This window comes from Castellaniella hirudinis, from assembly GCF_047468865.1.
Taxonomy (GTDB): domain Bacteria; phylum Pseudomonadota; class Gammaproteobacteria; order Burkholderiales; family Burkholderiaceae_B; genus Castellaniella; species Castellaniella hirudinis_A.
In genome coordinates, this window is the sequence record NZ_JBLGTV010000005.1 from 128693 (window position 1) to 142715 (window position 14023).

Consider the following 14023-nt stretch of genomic DNA (forward strand, 5'->3'; position numbering starts at 1 on the left):
CATCTCCCCCATTATTCCCAGGCGGCGAGATTCATGGCTAAATCTTGGTCATGAGTATTCCACGGCAACAGCGCCTCGATTTCGTCCACTGTTTGGGCCATCGGCAGGTGTTCCAGCACAAAGCGCAGCCACGCATAGGGCTCGCGCCCGTTGGCCTTGGCCGTTTCCAGCAGCGAATACAGTACCGCGCTGGCGTGTGCACCCGCCGGGGTATCCGCAAAAAGCCACGCTTTTCTGCCAATCACAAACGGCCTGATGGCGTTTTCTGCGGGGTTGTTATCGATGGGCAAATCGCCGCACTCGGTATAGCGGATCAGGCGCGGCCAGACCTTGTGCAGATATCCCAACGCGCCCAGCTTGCTCCTGGGCGTGACCCCCGGCAGGGTTTCATCCAACCATGCACGCAGCTTTTGCAGGATCGGCAGGCTGTGGGTCTGGCGCGCCTCGAAGCGCTGCGCATCGCTCGCTGTTTTCAGCTTGGCCTCGATACGATACAGCCGGGCGAACAGATCCAGCGCGTGGTCTGCGCGGGCACTCTTGCCTTTGGGGCTGACCCGTTTGGCTTCGACGAACTTGCGCCGAGCATGGGCTGCGCACGCCAGGTGCTCCACACCGGGCAGGCGCGCCACCGGCGCGTAGCCTTCGTACCCGTCGGTCATCAGGTAACCCTGCCAGCCTTCGAGCAGGCGTACCGGTATCTGCCCCGAACGGCTCGCCTCGTAATCAAACAACACCACCGTGCGCCCCGGCGGCCCGCCGCGCTGCACCCACATATAACTTTTAGAGGTCGGACTTCGCCCTGGTTCTTTCAACACTTGAACCGTGGTTTCATCCATGTGGATGACGGGCGCATCCAGCAAGGTGTCGCGGGCCAGATTGTGCAGCGGCTGCAAGGCCTGGGCGAGCCTGATCATGGCCCGCGTCATGCTCTGGCGTGGGACGTCCACCTGGTGGCGGGCCATCACCTTCTCGAAGCGCGCCAGAGGCAGGCCGTCGACATACTTCACCACCGCCATCATCGCCAGGAACCCGGCGCTGAAGTTGCTGCGCGGCAGGACCTGCGCCGGTGCCGGCTGCTGTACCGGTGCCTGATCGCCCTTGGGGCAGGCGTAGCGCGGGCGCACCGTGCGGATCACGCGGATTTGCATCGGCACGATGTCCAGCTGTTCACTCACGTCTTCGCCGATACGCACCATGGGGGTGCCGCAGGCGCATTGGCGTTCTGCTTCGGGGACATCGACCAGGAACTCGACGCGGGGCAGCTCGGGCGGCAAAGCGCGGCGATGACCGCGCTTGGGGCGAGGCGTGTTGTGCGCGGGCGCGCCCTCGTGTGCGTCTTCGAGATCAGCGGCCTGCTCGGCCAAGGCTTCCACTTCGTTAAACAGCTCGCCCTGGTGCGACTCGCTACTGGGGCCGAACACCTGATGCCGGGCCAAGCGCCATTGCTCAAGGATGCGTTGCACCGCCTCGGCGACCCCTGTGGCGACGCCGGCGGCAATCCCTTCTTGCAGCTTCCTCTCGAACTCGGATTGCATCGCCGAACGCAAGGCGTGAAGGTGGGTTTCGTTCTGCGCCTGCAGCGTGGCCCGTAACTCGGCCAGCGTCTTTTCGCGCTCGGCTTTCAATGCCGCCTGGAAGGCTTCAACCGAGGTCGGCACAGCGCCGATTTCGGGGCTGAGCTCAGGGGGGAAGGATGGGGTGGCTGCAGGGCGATCAGACATGCATAATTATACCAGAATTATCACATAACTGACTGATATTTCAGTGTTTTATGAGGATAATTCGCCCATAAATCAAACCCTTCCAACAGCCACTCCAACTCTTTGGGGGTGAGTGTCACGGTCGCTTGCGCGCCTGGCGCGGGCCAGGCAAAGCGCTCTTTCTCCAGCCGCTTCTGCCAAAGGCAAAAGCCGTTGCGATGCCAATACAGAATCTTGATGCGGTTGCGCTGGCGATTCACGAACACGAATAACGTATCGCCGAAGACATCCAGTTCCAGCTCGCTTTGCACCAGCGCGGCCAGCCCGTCGATCTGCTTGCGAAAGTCCACCGGCACGCAGCACAAGTAGACCTGCCCAATCGCCACTCCCGGGTGCATCAATGCACCTGCTCAGTCAGCGCCTGACGCACCTGCGCCAGCCACTGCGGGCTGGGCAAGCCGGGCAGCTCCAGACGCAGGCCAGCGCCCAGCACCAGTACATGGCGATCCGCCGCGACAGGGTGATCGACAGCGGCGAGCGGACCCACGCTGACCGGCACAAACTGGCGCGCAACCGGCGCAGCCACCGCCTTGACGGGCACCTGAGCCTTCCGCTCCAGGGCTTTGAGGCGCCGGCGCCAATAATACAGGCTTGAGACCGGCAACCCCTCACGCTGCGCGTAGGCCGTGGCGCCAATGCCCTCGCGCGCTATCGCGTCAAGGTGCATTTCCCACCAGGCCTGCCCTGGTCCTCGACTCGTCGACATCCTCGGTTCTCCTGTTTGCTTGCAGAACCGATACGATGCCCCACAGAGCGGGCGCGAACAATCATGGGAAAAATGGAGCGTTTACCAGGGAGGTGCCACCAAGCAGCCTGCAGTGACCTTCCGCAATCAACCTATTTCTGCCGTTCAGCCAAGGAATTCGAGCGACGGGTCGTGGCCGATTGCAGTCATTTTCCACTCTGGAATGGCGCAACGTGTCCATTGAACCGCTGGAACGGCATTCGCACCCTCGCCACCGGAAAATCCCCCGCCAACGCCACATACCCCTCCAGCACCGGCAGCGCCTGAATCTGTGCCGCTGTCACGATGTCCTCAATCGTCCGATCCATATTATCCGACGTGTTCCGATGATCGACGCTGCGGCTGACGCTGTATTTTGGCCGCTCGACCTCATGTTTGCCAAGGCTTTCGCTCATGTCTCTGGCAGTCTGCGGGTCGGTACGGGATCCACCCAGCACGACCAGGTTGCGGAAGCTCGCCCGGATGGTGGTGGCCATAGTGCGCCCGTACAGATGTTCCAGCTGCGATGTGCTCTGCAGGCCCGCGATGATGCGCAGCCCATTCTTGCGGCCTTTGGTCAAGCCTGCTTCCAGTGACGGCAAGGCCTCCAGGCTCGCCAGTTCGTCAATGAACAGCCACCAGCGTCTGTCGGTGCCCTCGGGCATGGACAGAATTGAGGTGATGAAAACATCCGCCCAGGACGACACCAGGGGCCGCATGGAGCTCATCATGTCTTCGCGCCAGTTGATATACAGGTCGCCGCCGTCGGGCTGATCCAGCCAGTCGCGGATGGAGAAGGGGCCAGGCTTCATGCTGGTGTGTTCCGACAACTTGTTGGACAGCACGAACCGGGCCGACGACAGGGCCTTGCTGGCTTCGCTGGATCCGACAAACAGGGATTCGGCCAAGGTGCCGTCCAGGAACTGCTTCAGCACCTTGGGATCCTCGATGGTGCACAGCCGGAACAGATCCATGATGCTGGCCTCCGTCCCTTGCAACTGGTGCAGCTTCTTCGCCGTTTCGCGCAGCAGCAGCCGCCCGAAATCGTTCCATTCCTCGGCGTTCTTGTCCTGGCTCATGGGCACCAGGGAATGCGCGAGGCGCTTCCAGTCGTAGTCGGCACGAACTTCGTTGAAGAAGGACCAGCCTTCGCTTCTGACATCATAGGGGTTGAGAATCACGTCGCCGGGTTGCCAGAATTTGCTGAGCAGATCGCCGTTCGGGTCGATGACGATCATGCGGTCGTTGCGCACGGGTGCCTGGCCGGGCAGCTGGTACCGGCGGCTGCGAGATCGCGCGAGCACAGACGCCGCCATATTGCGCAGCAGCACCGACTTACCGGACCCCGTGGCACCGCTCACCAACAGGTGCAGGTTTTCGTTCGCCGTGGGCATGGGGATGCCTGCCACGTCGATCTGTTGTTTGCCAGGTTCTGTGCAGAGCTTTGCCAGGTGTTTGGCCGTGGTCATCCGGGTGCCGCGCACGAATCGCTTGTAGGCGGCCCCCTCGAAACCTTCGGTCTTCGCGGTGCGACCGATAAAGAGGATCAAGGCCAGGGCCAGTACCAGGCCCACACCCAGCGCTCCATAGAGCAAGGGATAGCTGGGGGTGAGTTTCACGAAATGCCAGGCCATCTGGCGATTCCAGTCGCGCCAGGCGATGCCGCTGCCGTAGGTGGCAGCGGTCGTCCAGGTCCCGATGGGAAAGAGCGCCAGGGAAAAGGCGGCGATACGCCGCCGGGTGATGGGGGAGACCAAGGTAGACATGATGGCCTTTGCAGAATCAGAGGATCAGCCACTGGCCCAGCGCCAGGCCAGCGAGCAGCCCGCCCAGCACCCCGGCGGTACCGCCAACAACCACGGCGATGAGCGCCATGCGCCGGGCGGCTTGGTGCGTGACGCGGGCGCACTGGGCTGCCTCCTGGGCCAGGCGATCCAGCCGGGTGCCGGTCGCATCCAGCATGGCCTGGATGGCCTGCCGGTGCTGCAGGTGGATGGGCCTGGCGGTGGCTTCCAGGGTGGTGGCGAGATGCCGGGCCAGTTGCTGGGGCAGGATCTGTTGGGTGTCGGCCACGGCCTGGATCTGCTGCTGGGCGGCATCCAGGCTTGCGCTGACCGCTTCGAGCCGATCCACGAGGCTGGCGACTTCGCCCAGCACATCGTGGTACAGCAGATCGAGCTTCGTGCGGGCGTGGCCCGGGGCCGGGCCTGGGGGCTGGGGCGCGTCCATGGCGGGATCAGGCAAAGAGCGCTGCAAAGGCTGCATTCATCTGCCGATCCACGGGCTGGGCCAGGGCGCGCAAGGCGTGCCGATTGCTCAGCTGCGAAATCCGCGCATGGTCGCTGCGGTCAGCGGCCTTCAAGAGCGCCCGGTAGTCCGTCTGATCGGCCAACACGTCGGCGAGCGTGGTGCGCAGATCGGCCAGCAGCTCGAAGACTTCGTTTTCATAGACGGCGGCCTTGGGGTTAGCCTGCACTTCGCCAGTCTTCGCTGCATAGGCGAGGATTGAGGGGAATTCATCCTCGACACTGGACTCGACTCGGTTGAACAGGATGCGCACCCGATCGGGATCCACACCCAGCTCGGCCAGGGCGGCCACGGTCTTAATGGTTTCGCGCTGGGCCTTGCCGGTGTTGATGACGGGCAGCACAAAGCAGCTCATTTCCTCGTGCGCGCCTTCGTAGCGCATCATGTGGTTCAGGAAATCCTCGATGTTGCTGGCCCCGACGTCCACGATGGCATCGTCACGGGTGAGCAGTTCTCGAAAGAGCCTGCCGAAGTGTTCGCCGCGCAGTTGATCGACTTCCAGGCCCAGGTCCGCGCCGGTTTCGTTGGTGGACTCCACGGCAAAGATCTGGGCGCCGTTCATGCGGGGCGCGAGCAGGTGCGAGGCGACGACGGTCTTGCCGACCGATCCGGTGTAGTTCAGGACTGCGACTTTCATGGGTTTATTCCTTGTCGTGTTGGGTTTCGGTGTTTTGGGAGGTCTTGGCCCGGTTGGCCAGGCCTTCGCGGCGCAGGGCATCGAGGTCGATGCGCATGTCGCGGATCTTGCGTAGATCCCCTGGGGTCTGGATGCGGCTCGGTCTCCCCTGGATGGCATCCAGTGGTGGTGCAGTGGGTTTGGAGTCGGGTGTCGTGTCAGGCTCGACTGCGGGTGTGGCGGTCGCCTGACTTGCTTCTTCAGCGGCCTGCCGCCTGGCTTTGCGCCAGCGGCGCAGCGTGGTGATGTAGGTGTTATGCCGCACCGGCAGGCCTGCGGCGGCCAGATCCTCCATGATGGCGGCGTGAGGCACGCCTGCAGCCACCTGGGGTTCGATGATCGGGTACAGGGCCCGCAGCTTCGCGGCCTGGCGCAGGCGCGGATCCAGACTCTCCAGCACGGCACGATAACGGGCGATGGGATCGGGTTTGAGCGGGTTGTCAGTCATGAAAGGCCTTGAGTGAGGATTCAGTGATGCAGGGCGGGCAGCACGGCGGCTTGTTTGCCGTCCAGCCAGGCCAGGCCAGCGGCGTGGGCTTCGTCGTAGGCGCATTGATCGTCGGCAAAGCGCACGGACTGGCCACGGGCGGGGAAGTACCCGCAGCCGACTTCCTGGTTGTGATCGAGCAGACGCAGCAGGTAGCCTTCGCCGTCGCCTTCACGCGGCACGATCTCGAACGAGAAGCGCAGCCGGGCCTGGGCCAGCTCCATCTGGAACTGCCGGGCAACCGTCGGGATGCGGGCGGCCCAGTCGCAGCCGATGCGATCCAGCGCGTCAGCGATGCTGTAGCCGCGTTCCTGCAGCCAGTCGCCGCGATCCAGCACCAGGGCGGCAGTTAGCGCTTCGCCCAGGCTCAGTGCGCCGATGCCCTCACGGGCGGCCCGATGGGCGATGGCGAGCAGCCGGGTGTCGAGATTTGCGTGTGGGTTCTGGGACATGAGAACTCCTTGGCCCTGCGGGTTCAGGGCGGTGATGGGGGAATGGGTGGGGTGTGGCCCGAGCGGGCCGATGTCGATCACTTGCTGACCGATGCAGCCGCCAAAGCGGCTGTGCAGCGTGGCAGGCTGAGATGGACTGGGGATGAGGTGATCAGGCTGGACGGCAGACGGACTTATCCACAGACCGCTTCTGATAGAGATAAGGTAGAAGAAAGGTAGAGCATGATTTCGATGGCTGGAAACCCGCATGAATGCTGCGTTTCAGCACTTGTTCCCGCCTTCTTATTACGACGAAAACGCCTTCTTATTACGATAAAGCGCCTTCTTATTACGATGCGCCCGCCTTCTTATTACGATGGTCGTGGTCGCTTATCCACAGGCTGATTTCAGCCGGTTTTTTGGTCCTGGTTTCAGGCTTTCGAGCGCCTTGTTATTACGATGCCGACCGGCCGTTATTTCGGACCCAGCTGGCCACCTCCCGGCCTTTTTCCAGTCCGATCTGGGGGCTGGCAATCAGGTTCAGGTCTGTCAGTTCTTCCAGGGCCTTGAGCAGGGCAGCACGGAAATTTCTCAGGTGTCCGGTGTGATGCGCCCGATCCTTCAGCCACTGCAGGCTGTAGCGCTGCTGCGTGTCGGCGGAGGTGGCGATCAGTCGCTGCAGGCTGCGGGCGAGATTGCCGCGCAGTTTCTGGCGCGTCTCCCAGTCAATCAGGGCATATTCCCGATTGCCGAAAATCTGTGCCCAGCGTGGGTCGATGACCAAGATGTAGATGCCGTCCGCGTAGTCGAAGCCGCCCATCATGGGCAGTACCCGGCAGGCCGGGTGCATGCCAAAGCTGTATTTGGCTGATCCGTCTGGCCTCCTGGCTTCGATGCACAGGGAAAAACGGGCCAGATCCTTCATGCCTTCGTGCAGCCATTGGTAGCTGGCCCCACTGGTATTGCGCCCGATTCCGCGCAGGAAATCTGCGCGGTTCACGATGGGCTGTTGGCCTGCGGGGCTGGTGGCTTGCAGGTACATGGCGTGCATCCAGATATCGGCATGGTCTTCGGATAACTGCTCGCCGCTGCCCGTGATCTGAATGTTGCGGGCGGACAGAAAGATGGTTTCCTTGTGCATGATGCTGGCCCCGCGTCGGATGGGCGCGAAGATGCCAGAGCGAGCGATGTGGTTGGGGATGGCCCGGGAGGTCTCGGAAATACCGGGTACAACGAAGGGCCGGATATCGAGCCCTGCGGTGGGTGACTGGGTTTTGGCCTCTGCGGCCTTACGGTGGGCAAAGCGCATGGCGTCTTCCAGGCGCTTGGCTGCGGCAGCAGGGGATCGGGTCAGGTGGCTGGTGTGGGTCAGCATGAAAAATACTCCAGACAGGCCCGCACAAGGCCTGCCTGGTCGTGTGCAGCGCCTCACACGGGTACAGGGGGTATGGCCAGCAGAACAGGCTGCGTGGCCGTGGATGATGAAAGGGACGGATTGCTTACGCAGGCCCAAGCCGTCGCGGCTCGAACCACAGTTCCTTTAGCCGGAACCGCTCGAAATACAGCACGATGTCCACGATCTGGCGCAGAAAGGCCTGGATGGTGGCCAGGTCCAGATTGCCGCCCGTAGGCGACTGTTTGATGAGCACAGCCAGCCGGTCGAAGGTATCGGCCGCACTGTTGGCGTGGGTGGTCGTGACCGACCCCGGATGGCCGGTATTCAGGGCCGCCAGGTAATCCCAGGTCTCGGGGCCGCGCAGTTCGGCCAGAAAGATTCGATCCGGGGACAGGCGCATGCAGGCGGCCAGGCTGTCGGTGGCCGAGACCCGGCCGCGCGTGCCGCCATACATGAGATGGATGCAGTTGCGGTGGCGCGGCAGGATCAGCTCGTGCACGTCCTCGATGGTGATGAGCCGTTCATCGACGGGTACCCGATCGATGAGCGAGCGGGCAAAGGTGGTCTTGCCCGATCCCGTGGCCCCGGCCACGACCAGGTTCTTGCGTGCCTGAATGGCCGCGTGCAGGAAGGCGGGGATGTCGCCTGCTGATTTCAGCGCCATGAGCTGCTGGTCTATGGCTGAAAGGCTACCCGCTTCGCGTTGCGCAGCGATGTCCTCGACCGTATCGAATGCCCCTTGGGCCTGCAGTTCATCGAGCGTGAAGGCCGCCTGGGTGTGCTTGCGGATGTTGATGGCCATCGTCCCATCCAGGCAGGCCGGGGGCTGCACGATCTGGCCGCGTTCGCCGCCCGGCAGCAGCACCGACAGAATTGGTGCTTTGGCCATGTGGTTGTAGGCCGCCAGGGCCGTGGCCAGGGCTTCCAGATGCGGGTAGGTCAGCATCTCGCACTCGTGCAGCAGCCAGGTCCCACGGATGCGGGTGTAGAGCTCACCTGCCCGCACGATGGCGATCTCGGTGACTGCGGGATCGGCCAGGTGGGGGGCGAGCGGCCGCAAAAAGGTCTTGACCGCAATCGCCCGGTCAAAGGGCAGCGGCTCAGGGGATGGGTTCAAGGTCATAGACTTGGCTGAAGTCCAGGTCACGCGCGACCATGATGCCGATGCGTGTGCCCTGGTTCTTGTAGAGGGTGGGAGGGATGTCGAGCGACTTTTCCAGGATCTTGGCCACGACTTCCTGGCCGCCTTCGCTGGTGTTGTCAAAGCGAATGTTGTTGCTGCCAGACTGCCCTTGGTTGGCCGCCCAGCTGCCGAAGTCTCCGACCAGCGACAGCAGGATGGCGTTGCCAAAACGCTGCCAGAAATGATTGTCGATATGGCCATCCAGGCCCGCTTCACCCAAGGGGCCGGTGCCCGGTGACCCCAGATTGACGATGACGCCAGCGGGTGTCTCCAGCCGGTTCCAGGTGACAAAGGCGCGGGCCTGGCCCTGCACGATGCCGCCGGACTGATAGCCCGTGAACTTGGTTCCGGCATCGATCAGTTTCACCTTGCCGTTAGCGCTCATCACGTCGTGGGTGGCCAGACACGTCAACAGCCCCGCCTGGGTGCTGACCAATTTGGTCTGCAGCGTGCAGTCGATCATCGTGCCCTGCGTGAGCAGAAAATTGCGGTCGCCCAGTTGGCCCGCGACCGATGGGGCGAGCTCCAGCGGCCGCAGCTTGTCGGCCAGCGGCCCGGCATCGGCCAGTGGCCCACTGGGCCCCGTGGGGTGGCTGGCTGCAGCGCCGCCATCGGCCGCACCCGCGTTCAAGGGGCTGGCGAGCCTGCGCTGGGCGACTTCATCCACGGGTGGCGGAGCGGCAGGCATGGGCGGGGGGACATAGTAGGAGCGGCTTGGTTCTGTGGCTGGAGGCGGTGCTTCTGGCTTGGTTGCTGGGGCTGGGCGCTCGACCTTGGGGGCTGTCAGGCGGTTGGTGATGCCGCTCTGGTCAGATTCCAGGCCTGTGGTACTGGTCTTCTCCGAATCGCGGCTCCAGGCCTTCACCAGTACGCCCGCAGCGACTGCAAAGGCCACGAGGATGGTCAGCCACAGAAAGGCCCGGGCTCCGCGCGGGGCACTGCGGCCGGTGTCGCCCAGGTCCAGGGGTTCGCGCTCCAGCGGCGCGCGCTCTAGCTTCGGGTGGGGTTGTTCATCGTTCATAGGATATTCCTTGCTGGGGCTTTCTTCACCCGGCGCTGCACGGCAGGCGATGTCGTCCCGGTATGCGCCGGTGGCGGCGTTGCACCAAAGGTCTCGTTATGGATGGCCAGCACCAGATCACCCAAGCGCAGATGCCACAGGGCGGACGTGCGGTGCAGCACCAGGGTGCGGTCGTCTGCCATGTGGAAGTTGGTGATGACTTCCTGGCCGTCGGGTGTGACCCGATAGACCGCCGGGATATCCGCGCCCGGTGCGAATTGCAGCCAGGTCTGGCGGCCATCGTCCCAGGCATGGACCGGGGCAATCGCGGCGTCGCCACTGCGGGTGTAGGCGAGCCAATTCACGCGGGTGGGGGTGGCCTGCAGGGATCTCTCGATGGCGGCTTGCTGTGCGGCCTGGTCGCGCTTGCGGGCTTCTGCATCTGGATACCGGATAACCAGTTTGTAGAGGGCCGGTGCGCTGCGGCTGTCGCTGTAGGACAGCCGAAAACTGTAATCGCGCTGGTCGGTCACCACGATCAGGTTGGTATTCGCGTCCTCGGCCGTGGGCTTGAAGAACAAGTGATTGTCTTTATAGGTAAAGGCGTAGGCCTGGCTGTCACCAAAGACGTGATAGACGTAGCGTTCGTCGGGGGCCAGCACGATATGGGTGGCCACACCGATCACGGCATCCAGCTGGATCACGTCGGCCGCGTTGTAGTTCACAGTGCGCACACGATGGTCCAGGCGCGAGGATCTGGGGGTTTCCAGGGCCAGGGCGGGTCCTGCAAGCGCCAGGCTCAGCATCAGGGCCAGCGCCTGACGACTGGGGAGGTGGTCAAACATGGGATTTCCTTCTGATGCGGTTCGACATCAACGCGAGAGATCGGCCGCCAGGTCGTAGCGCGTCACCTGAAAGCCCAGCGGATTGCGCCGGGCCACGGCTTCGGTGAGCGGCACATCGGCGTATTGGTAGGCCATGGTGGCAATGAGGTGGCGCACCTTGGTGGTCTCGCTCGTGGTCACATCGCGCTCGGTCTTGGAAAAACGCACGATCGCGGCCTGGTTGGCCCCCAGGGTGATGGAATGCACCTGCACATCCACCGTGCCCTGGGTGCCCAGGCGGGTAGTGACGGCCTCGGGGCCCTCAAAGCGCTTGCCGTAGACCGTCTGGATGGGTGGCGACGACAGCAGGGCGCAGGTATCGAACTGCTCCTGGATGGTCTGCCAGCTGTAGCCTTCGCAGTTCAGCACATAGCTGTTCAGGAAATACTTGGCGATGCGCTGACCGTAGTCCTCCAGCGGCTGGCCCAGACGGCTGACGTGCTCGATGCCGCCCGTGGCGTCGTCCACGCGCACCACATACATTTCCGGAGGCTGCTTCAGGGGCGTGAGGCCCAGTACCGCGCCCACGGCGGCCAGGGCCAGGATGCCAGCGGCGAGCGCCACCTGCCAGGCCCGTTTGCGACTGGCGATGAGTTCGCCCAGATGGTCGCGCTCCAGGCCTCGGGAGCGCTCCAAGTAGGCCGCGATGTCTTCGGATTTCAATGTGTCGGCCATGGCTCAGGCTCCGTCAAACGAGGGGGGCGTGGCATTGACCGGCACACGGGGGGAATCGGCAGGCTGCGGGGGCTGGGGCGCGTGAAAGGCGCAGCCAGCCAGAAAGCCAGCCAGCATCAGGGCGGTAATGAGGGATTTCATGGGGAATGGGCTCCTGGCCTGCCGGACGCGCGTGCCGGGCAGGCAGATGAGAGAAGGGGAATTCCGATTGCTGGGTCTGAGAAGGCCAGAGGGTCGGCAGATGGGTTACTTGGCGCGGGGGCGCAACATGCTGCGCAGGCGCAACACCGAGAAGGCACCGTGGGCGGCCGCACCGATGCCCAGGCGGGCCCCAAAACCATTGGATAGGCCTGCAGCCAGGCCGGGGAGCATGATCATGACGACCAGGCTGGCGATGCCGACCAAGAGTTGGGCACCGTACAGACCCAGGATATCCTTGGCACCGCCGTTGATCTGATCGACGATCATGCGGATCAGCTGGATATTCAACTGCAGCAGCAGGCCAAAGATGAGTCCAGCCAGGAGTGCCAGGAATACGAAGTTCAGGGCCTGGGAGACCCAGCTGTTGAACAGGGGCTTGGTGGGTTCAAACAGGGTGGCCGCAATAAAGATGGGCCCTGCGGCCACGACAAGTGCCATGCCTACCTTGCAGACGACGACAATCACCATGATGATGCTGCCGACGACGGCGGCATTGATGCGTACCAGCGTGGCGAGGATGCTGACCAAGACTTCTTTGGTGGATGGCAACACGTTGTACCAGGCTCCGTTGCCACCCTTGCCGATCATGGTGTTGGAGGCCTTGCTGGTCTCTGTCTGCAGCTTGTCCACTTCCTCGGCCACACTGCCGGTGCCCAGAGCAATCTGGGTGACATCGTCCGGTAAAGCGATCATGGTCTGAGCGATATCGGCCTGATACAGGCCACCGGCTCCGAAGAAGATCGAAATGATGGCGACCATGATGGCCTTGCGAAAGAACTCAGTGACGGTCATGCCGCCCTGACCGTGCATCAAGGCGAAGGCGTAGACCACGAACTGCAGTGTGAGGCCCACGACGATGACCGGCATCAGGGCTTCGAACAGGGCTTGCATGGGGCCTGTGACGGCATCGTTCAGGGTGTTTTGGGTCTGGGTCATGACCCACTGGGCAATATCGCTGGGTGCGGTCGGCTGAGTAATGGGGGGAGTCAGGCCAGACATGATGCGGCCTTACTCAGTCGTCCCGGCACCATCGCCGGTAGTCTCGCTGTCCCCAAACCAGCCTCCATACACTCGCTCGGCACGGGCCTGCAGCAGGTTGCGTTCGGCCTCCAGTTGCTGGGAGGCCAGCTGGATCCGGACCTGTTCGGCCTGGATATTGGCCTGTTCGATCTGGATGCGTGCCTGCAATTCTGCAATTTCCTTGGGGTTGGTGGTCTGATTGATCTTGTCTTGCAGGGTATCTACATTGGCCAGGCGTCGAGTCATGGAATCGTAGGCACGTTGGCTCATGGCCTTGGAGGTTGCTTCGATATTCAGGGCGCGTTGGGACAGCTTGGCTCGGTCGGTCTGAAAGTCTACTGGTGCGGTCACTGAATCAGTGATCCGGCTGACATCGTTATCCAGACTGGATCCGCCAGACCGGTCCAGCAGATCCTGAGCACTGGCGGGCAGAGCAGCGCGTAGCTGGTGGCGGATGTCAGGGTTGCCCACGACGTTGCCATAGCCGCTCGATTGGGTGAAGGCGGCCAGCTGGCTTTTGGCGGTGGCCAGCTGTTCGGTCAGGTTCTGCAGTTGGTCTCGGGCGGTGAGCAGCTGTTCCTGCAGCTGGGCGATAGTGGCGGCGTCGATGGTGGGGATGCCGCTGGCGTGGGCAGGGTTCATGAAAGCAGCGGACAGGGCGATGCCCGCCGCGAATTGCTTGCAGCGTGTCATGGAAAATCTCCGGAGAATGCGCCCGTAGGCGCTGGCGTCAGGGCTGAGTGGTGGCCGGTTTGGCGATGGCCTGATATTCGGCTTCGGTGGCGCGGCGTGCCTTCATCTGGCCCGAGACAATCATGTCGGCCTTCTCGTCATAGGCGATGCGGTTTTCGCCCACGATCAGGATGTTGTTCGACCCATCCAGCTTGGCGGGCAGCTTGTGTGCCTGATAATCGCCACCCAGCGGCCCTTTTGCGACCACCGTGAACAGGAAACTGTCGCCGTTGCGGGCAATGTGGATCACGTCGGGATCATATTTGCTGTCCGATTTCCAATACCCGATGAACTTCTCCCCATCCGGCTCCGTCTTGCATCCGGCCAGGATGGTCAGCAGGGTGGCGCCGGTGGCAGCAATGAAATGTCGTCGGTTCATGGGGTGTCCTGTGGTGATGGGTTGGTGTGGGTCGCCTGGTGCCGTTTGAAGGCGGCCCAGGCATCAGCCACGCTGCAGGCGGGCCCAGCTTTTGTAAGCCAGGTCGCGCGTTCCGATGGTTTCAGGATGTTCCACCAGGCCATGCCCATCGCTTCGTCGGCGGTGGGC

General features: G+C 63.0%; 17 protein-coding genes. All 17 read right to left on the reverse strand.

From position 1 onward, the window contains the following. Positions 1–11: 11 nt before the first annotated feature. Positions 12–1535 carry an IS66 family transposase gene (tnpC, locus tag ACMHYJ_RS08660; RefSeq protein WP_414245864.1) on the reverse strand — a complete coding sequence of 508 codons (1524 nt, stop codon included), beginning with the start codon at positions 1533–1535 and terminating at the stop codon, positions 12–14. A 206-nt stretch (positions 1536–1741) separates the two neighbouring features. Next, the gene (tnpB, locus tag ACMHYJ_RS08665; RefSeq protein WP_269360396.1) at positions 1742–2098 is read right to left on the reverse strand and encodes an IS66 family insertion sequence element accessory protein TnpB; all 357 of its coding nucleotides are present in this window, start codon (positions 2096–2098) and stop codon (positions 1742–1744) included. Next, positions 2098–2466, reverse strand: coding sequence for an IS66 family insertion sequence element accessory protein TnpA (gene tnpA, locus ACMHYJ_RS08670; protein WP_269360395.1), 369 nt, complete (start codon positions 2464–2466; stop codon positions 2098–2100). The genes tnpB and tnpA overlap by 1 nt, the downstream gene beginning before the upstream one ends. Before the next feature lie 185 nt (positions 2467–2651). After that, positions 2652–4250, reverse strand: coding sequence for a type IV secretion system DNA-binding domain-containing protein (locus ACMHYJ_RS08675; protein WP_269358190.1), 1599 nt, complete (start codon positions 4248–4250; stop codon positions 2652–2654). 16 nt (positions 4251–4266) lie between these two features. Beyond that, positions 4267–4749: a hypothetical protein gene (locus ACMHYJ_RS08680; protein WP_414245797.1), complete on the reverse strand. Its 483-nt coding sequence runs from the start codon at positions 4747–4749 to the stop codon at positions 4267–4269. Then, the gene (gene stbB / locus ACMHYJ_RS08685; protein ID WP_269358194.1) at positions 4721–5428 is read right to left on the reverse strand and encodes a StbB family protein; all 708 of its coding nucleotides are present in this window, start codon (positions 5426–5428) and stop codon (positions 4721–4723) included. Before stbB ends, ACMHYJ_RS08680 begins: the two co-directional genes overlap by 29 nt. Before the next feature lie 4 nt (positions 5429–5432). Further along, complete coding sequence (locus ACMHYJ_RS08690) at positions 5433–5915, reverse strand: hypothetical protein (protein ID WP_269358196.1); 483 nt, start codon at positions 5913–5915, stop codon at positions 5433–5435. A 20-nt stretch (positions 5916–5935) separates the two neighbouring features. After that, on the reverse strand, positions 5936–6406 hold the full coding sequence (locus ACMHYJ_RS08695) for a hypothetical protein (protein ID WP_269358198.1): 471 nt from the start codon (positions 6404–6406) through the stop codon (positions 5936–5938). 433 nt (positions 6407–6839) lie between these two features. Beyond that, positions 6840–7760 carry a TrfA gene (locus ACMHYJ_RS08700; RefSeq protein WP_269358200.1) on the reverse strand — a complete coding sequence of 307 codons (921 nt, stop codon included), beginning with the start codon at positions 7758–7760 and terminating at the stop codon, positions 6840–6842. A 124-nt stretch (positions 7761–7884) separates the two neighbouring features. Further along, positions 7885–8904 carry a P-type DNA transfer ATPase VirB11 gene (virB11, locus tag ACMHYJ_RS08705; RefSeq protein WP_269358202.1) on the reverse strand — a complete coding sequence of 340 codons (1020 nt, stop codon included), beginning with the start codon at positions 8902–8904 and terminating at the stop codon, positions 7885–7887. Next, entirely contained in the window at positions 8882–9985 is a 1104-nt protein-coding gene (virB10, locus tag ACMHYJ_RS08710; protein WP_269358204.1) for a type IV secretion system protein VirB10, read from the reverse strand. The genes virB11 and virB10 overlap by 23 nt, the downstream gene beginning before the upstream one ends. After that, positions 9982–10809: a P-type conjugative transfer protein VirB9 gene (gene virB9 / locus ACMHYJ_RS08715; protein WP_269358206.1), complete on the reverse strand. Its 828-nt coding sequence runs from the start codon at positions 10807–10809 to the stop codon at positions 9982–9984. Before virB9 ends, virB10 begins: the two co-directional genes overlap by 4 nt. A gap of 27 nt (positions 10810–10836) precedes the next feature. Further along, on the reverse strand, positions 10837–11523 hold the full coding sequence (locus ACMHYJ_RS08720) for a virB8 family protein (RefSeq protein ID WP_414245798.1): 687 nt from the start codon (positions 11521–11523) through the stop codon (positions 10837–10839). A gap of 3 nt (positions 11524–11526) precedes the next feature. Beyond that, positions 11527–11664 carry a conjugal transfer protein gene (locus tag ACMHYJ_RS08725; protein ID WP_269358209.1) on the reverse strand — a complete coding sequence of 46 codons (138 nt, stop codon included), beginning with the start codon at positions 11662–11664 and terminating at the stop codon, positions 11527–11529. 105 nt (positions 11665–11769) lie between these two features. Then, on the reverse strand, positions 11770–12660 hold the full coding sequence (locus tag ACMHYJ_RS08730) for a type IV secretion system protein (RefSeq protein ID WP_269358212.1): 891 nt from the start codon (positions 12658–12660) through the stop codon (positions 11770–11772). A 72-nt stretch (positions 12661–12732) separates the two neighbouring features. Next, positions 12733–13437: a type IV secretion system protein gene (locus ACMHYJ_RS08735; RefSeq protein ID WP_269358214.1), complete on the reverse strand. Its 705-nt coding sequence runs from the start codon at positions 13435–13437 to the stop codon at positions 12733–12735. A 37-nt stretch (positions 13438–13474) separates the two neighbouring features. Further along, positions 13475–13855: a hypothetical protein gene (locus ACMHYJ_RS08740; protein ID WP_269358216.1), complete on the reverse strand. Its 381-nt coding sequence runs from the start codon at positions 13853–13855 to the stop codon at positions 13475–13477. Positions 13856–14023 lie beyond the last annotated feature (168 nt).

Excerpts from the sequence above, each read along its gene's own strand:
- tnpA (WP_269360395.1), bottom strand. The coding sequence starts at position 2,466 with ATGTCGACGAGTCGAGGACCAGGGCAGGCCTGGTGGGAAATGCACCTT.
- virB11 (WP_269358202.1), bottom strand. The coding sequence starts at position 8,904 with ATGACCTTGAACCCATCCCCTGAGCCGCTGCCCTTTGACCGGGCGATT.
- virB9 (WP_269358206.1), bottom strand. The coding sequence starts at position 10,809 with ATGTTTGACCACCTCCCCAGTCGTCAGGCGCTGGCCCTGATGCTGAGC.
- ACMHYJ_RS08735 (WP_269358214.1), bottom strand. The coding sequence starts at position 13,437 with ATGACACGCTGCAAGCAATTCGCGGCGGGCATCGCCCTGTCCGCTGCT.
- ACMHYJ_RS08720 (WP_414245798.1), bottom strand. The coding sequence starts at position 11,523 with ATGGCCGACACATTGAAATCCGAAGACATCGCGGCCTACTTGGAGCGC.
- ACMHYJ_RS08700 (WP_269358200.1), bottom strand. The coding sequence starts at position 7,760 with ATGCTGACCCACACCAGCCACCTGACCCGATCCCCTGCTGCCGCAGCC.
- ACMHYJ_RS08690 (WP_269358196.1), bottom strand. The coding sequence starts at position 5,915 with ATGACTGACAACCCGCTCAAACCCGATCCCATCGCCCGTTATCGTGCC.
- ACMHYJ_RS08680 (WP_414245797.1), bottom strand. The coding sequence starts at position 4,749 with ATGCAGCCTTTGCAGCGCTCTTTGCCTGATCCCGCCATGGACGCGCCC.
- ACMHYJ_RS08740 (WP_269358216.1), bottom strand. The coding sequence starts at position 13,855 with ATGAACCGACGACATTTCATTGCTGCCACCGGCGCCACCCTGCTGACC.
- stbB (WP_269358194.1), bottom strand. The coding sequence starts at position 5,428 with ATGAAAGTCGCAGTCCTGAACTACACCGGATCGGTCGGCAAGACCGTC.
- ACMHYJ_RS08725 (WP_269358209.1), bottom strand. The coding sequence starts at position 11,664 with ATGAAATCCCTCATTACCGCCCTGATGCTGGCTGGCTTTCTGGCTGGC.
- virB10 (WP_269358204.1), bottom strand. The coding sequence starts at position 9,985 with ATGAACGATGAACAACCCCACCCGAAGCTAGAGCGCGCGCCGCTGGAG.
- ACMHYJ_RS08675 (WP_269358190.1), bottom strand. The coding sequence starts at position 4,250 with ATGTCTACCTTGGTCTCCCCCATCACCCGGCGGCGTATCGCCGCCTTT.
- ACMHYJ_RS08695 (WP_269358198.1), bottom strand. The coding sequence starts at position 6,406 with ATGTCCCAGAACCCACACGCAAATCTCGACACCCGGCTGCTCGCCATC.
- tnpB (WP_269360396.1), bottom strand. The coding sequence starts at position 2,098 with ATGCACCCGGGAGTGGCGATTGGGCAGGTCTACTTGTGCTGCGTGCCG.
- ACMHYJ_RS08730 (WP_269358212.1), bottom strand. The coding sequence starts at position 12,660 with ATGACCCAGACCCAAAACACCCTGAACGATGCCGTCACAGGCCCCATG.
- tnpC (WP_414245864.1), bottom strand. The coding sequence starts at position 1,535 with ATGCAATCCGAGTTCGAGAGGAAGCTGCAAGAAGGGATTGCCGCCGGC.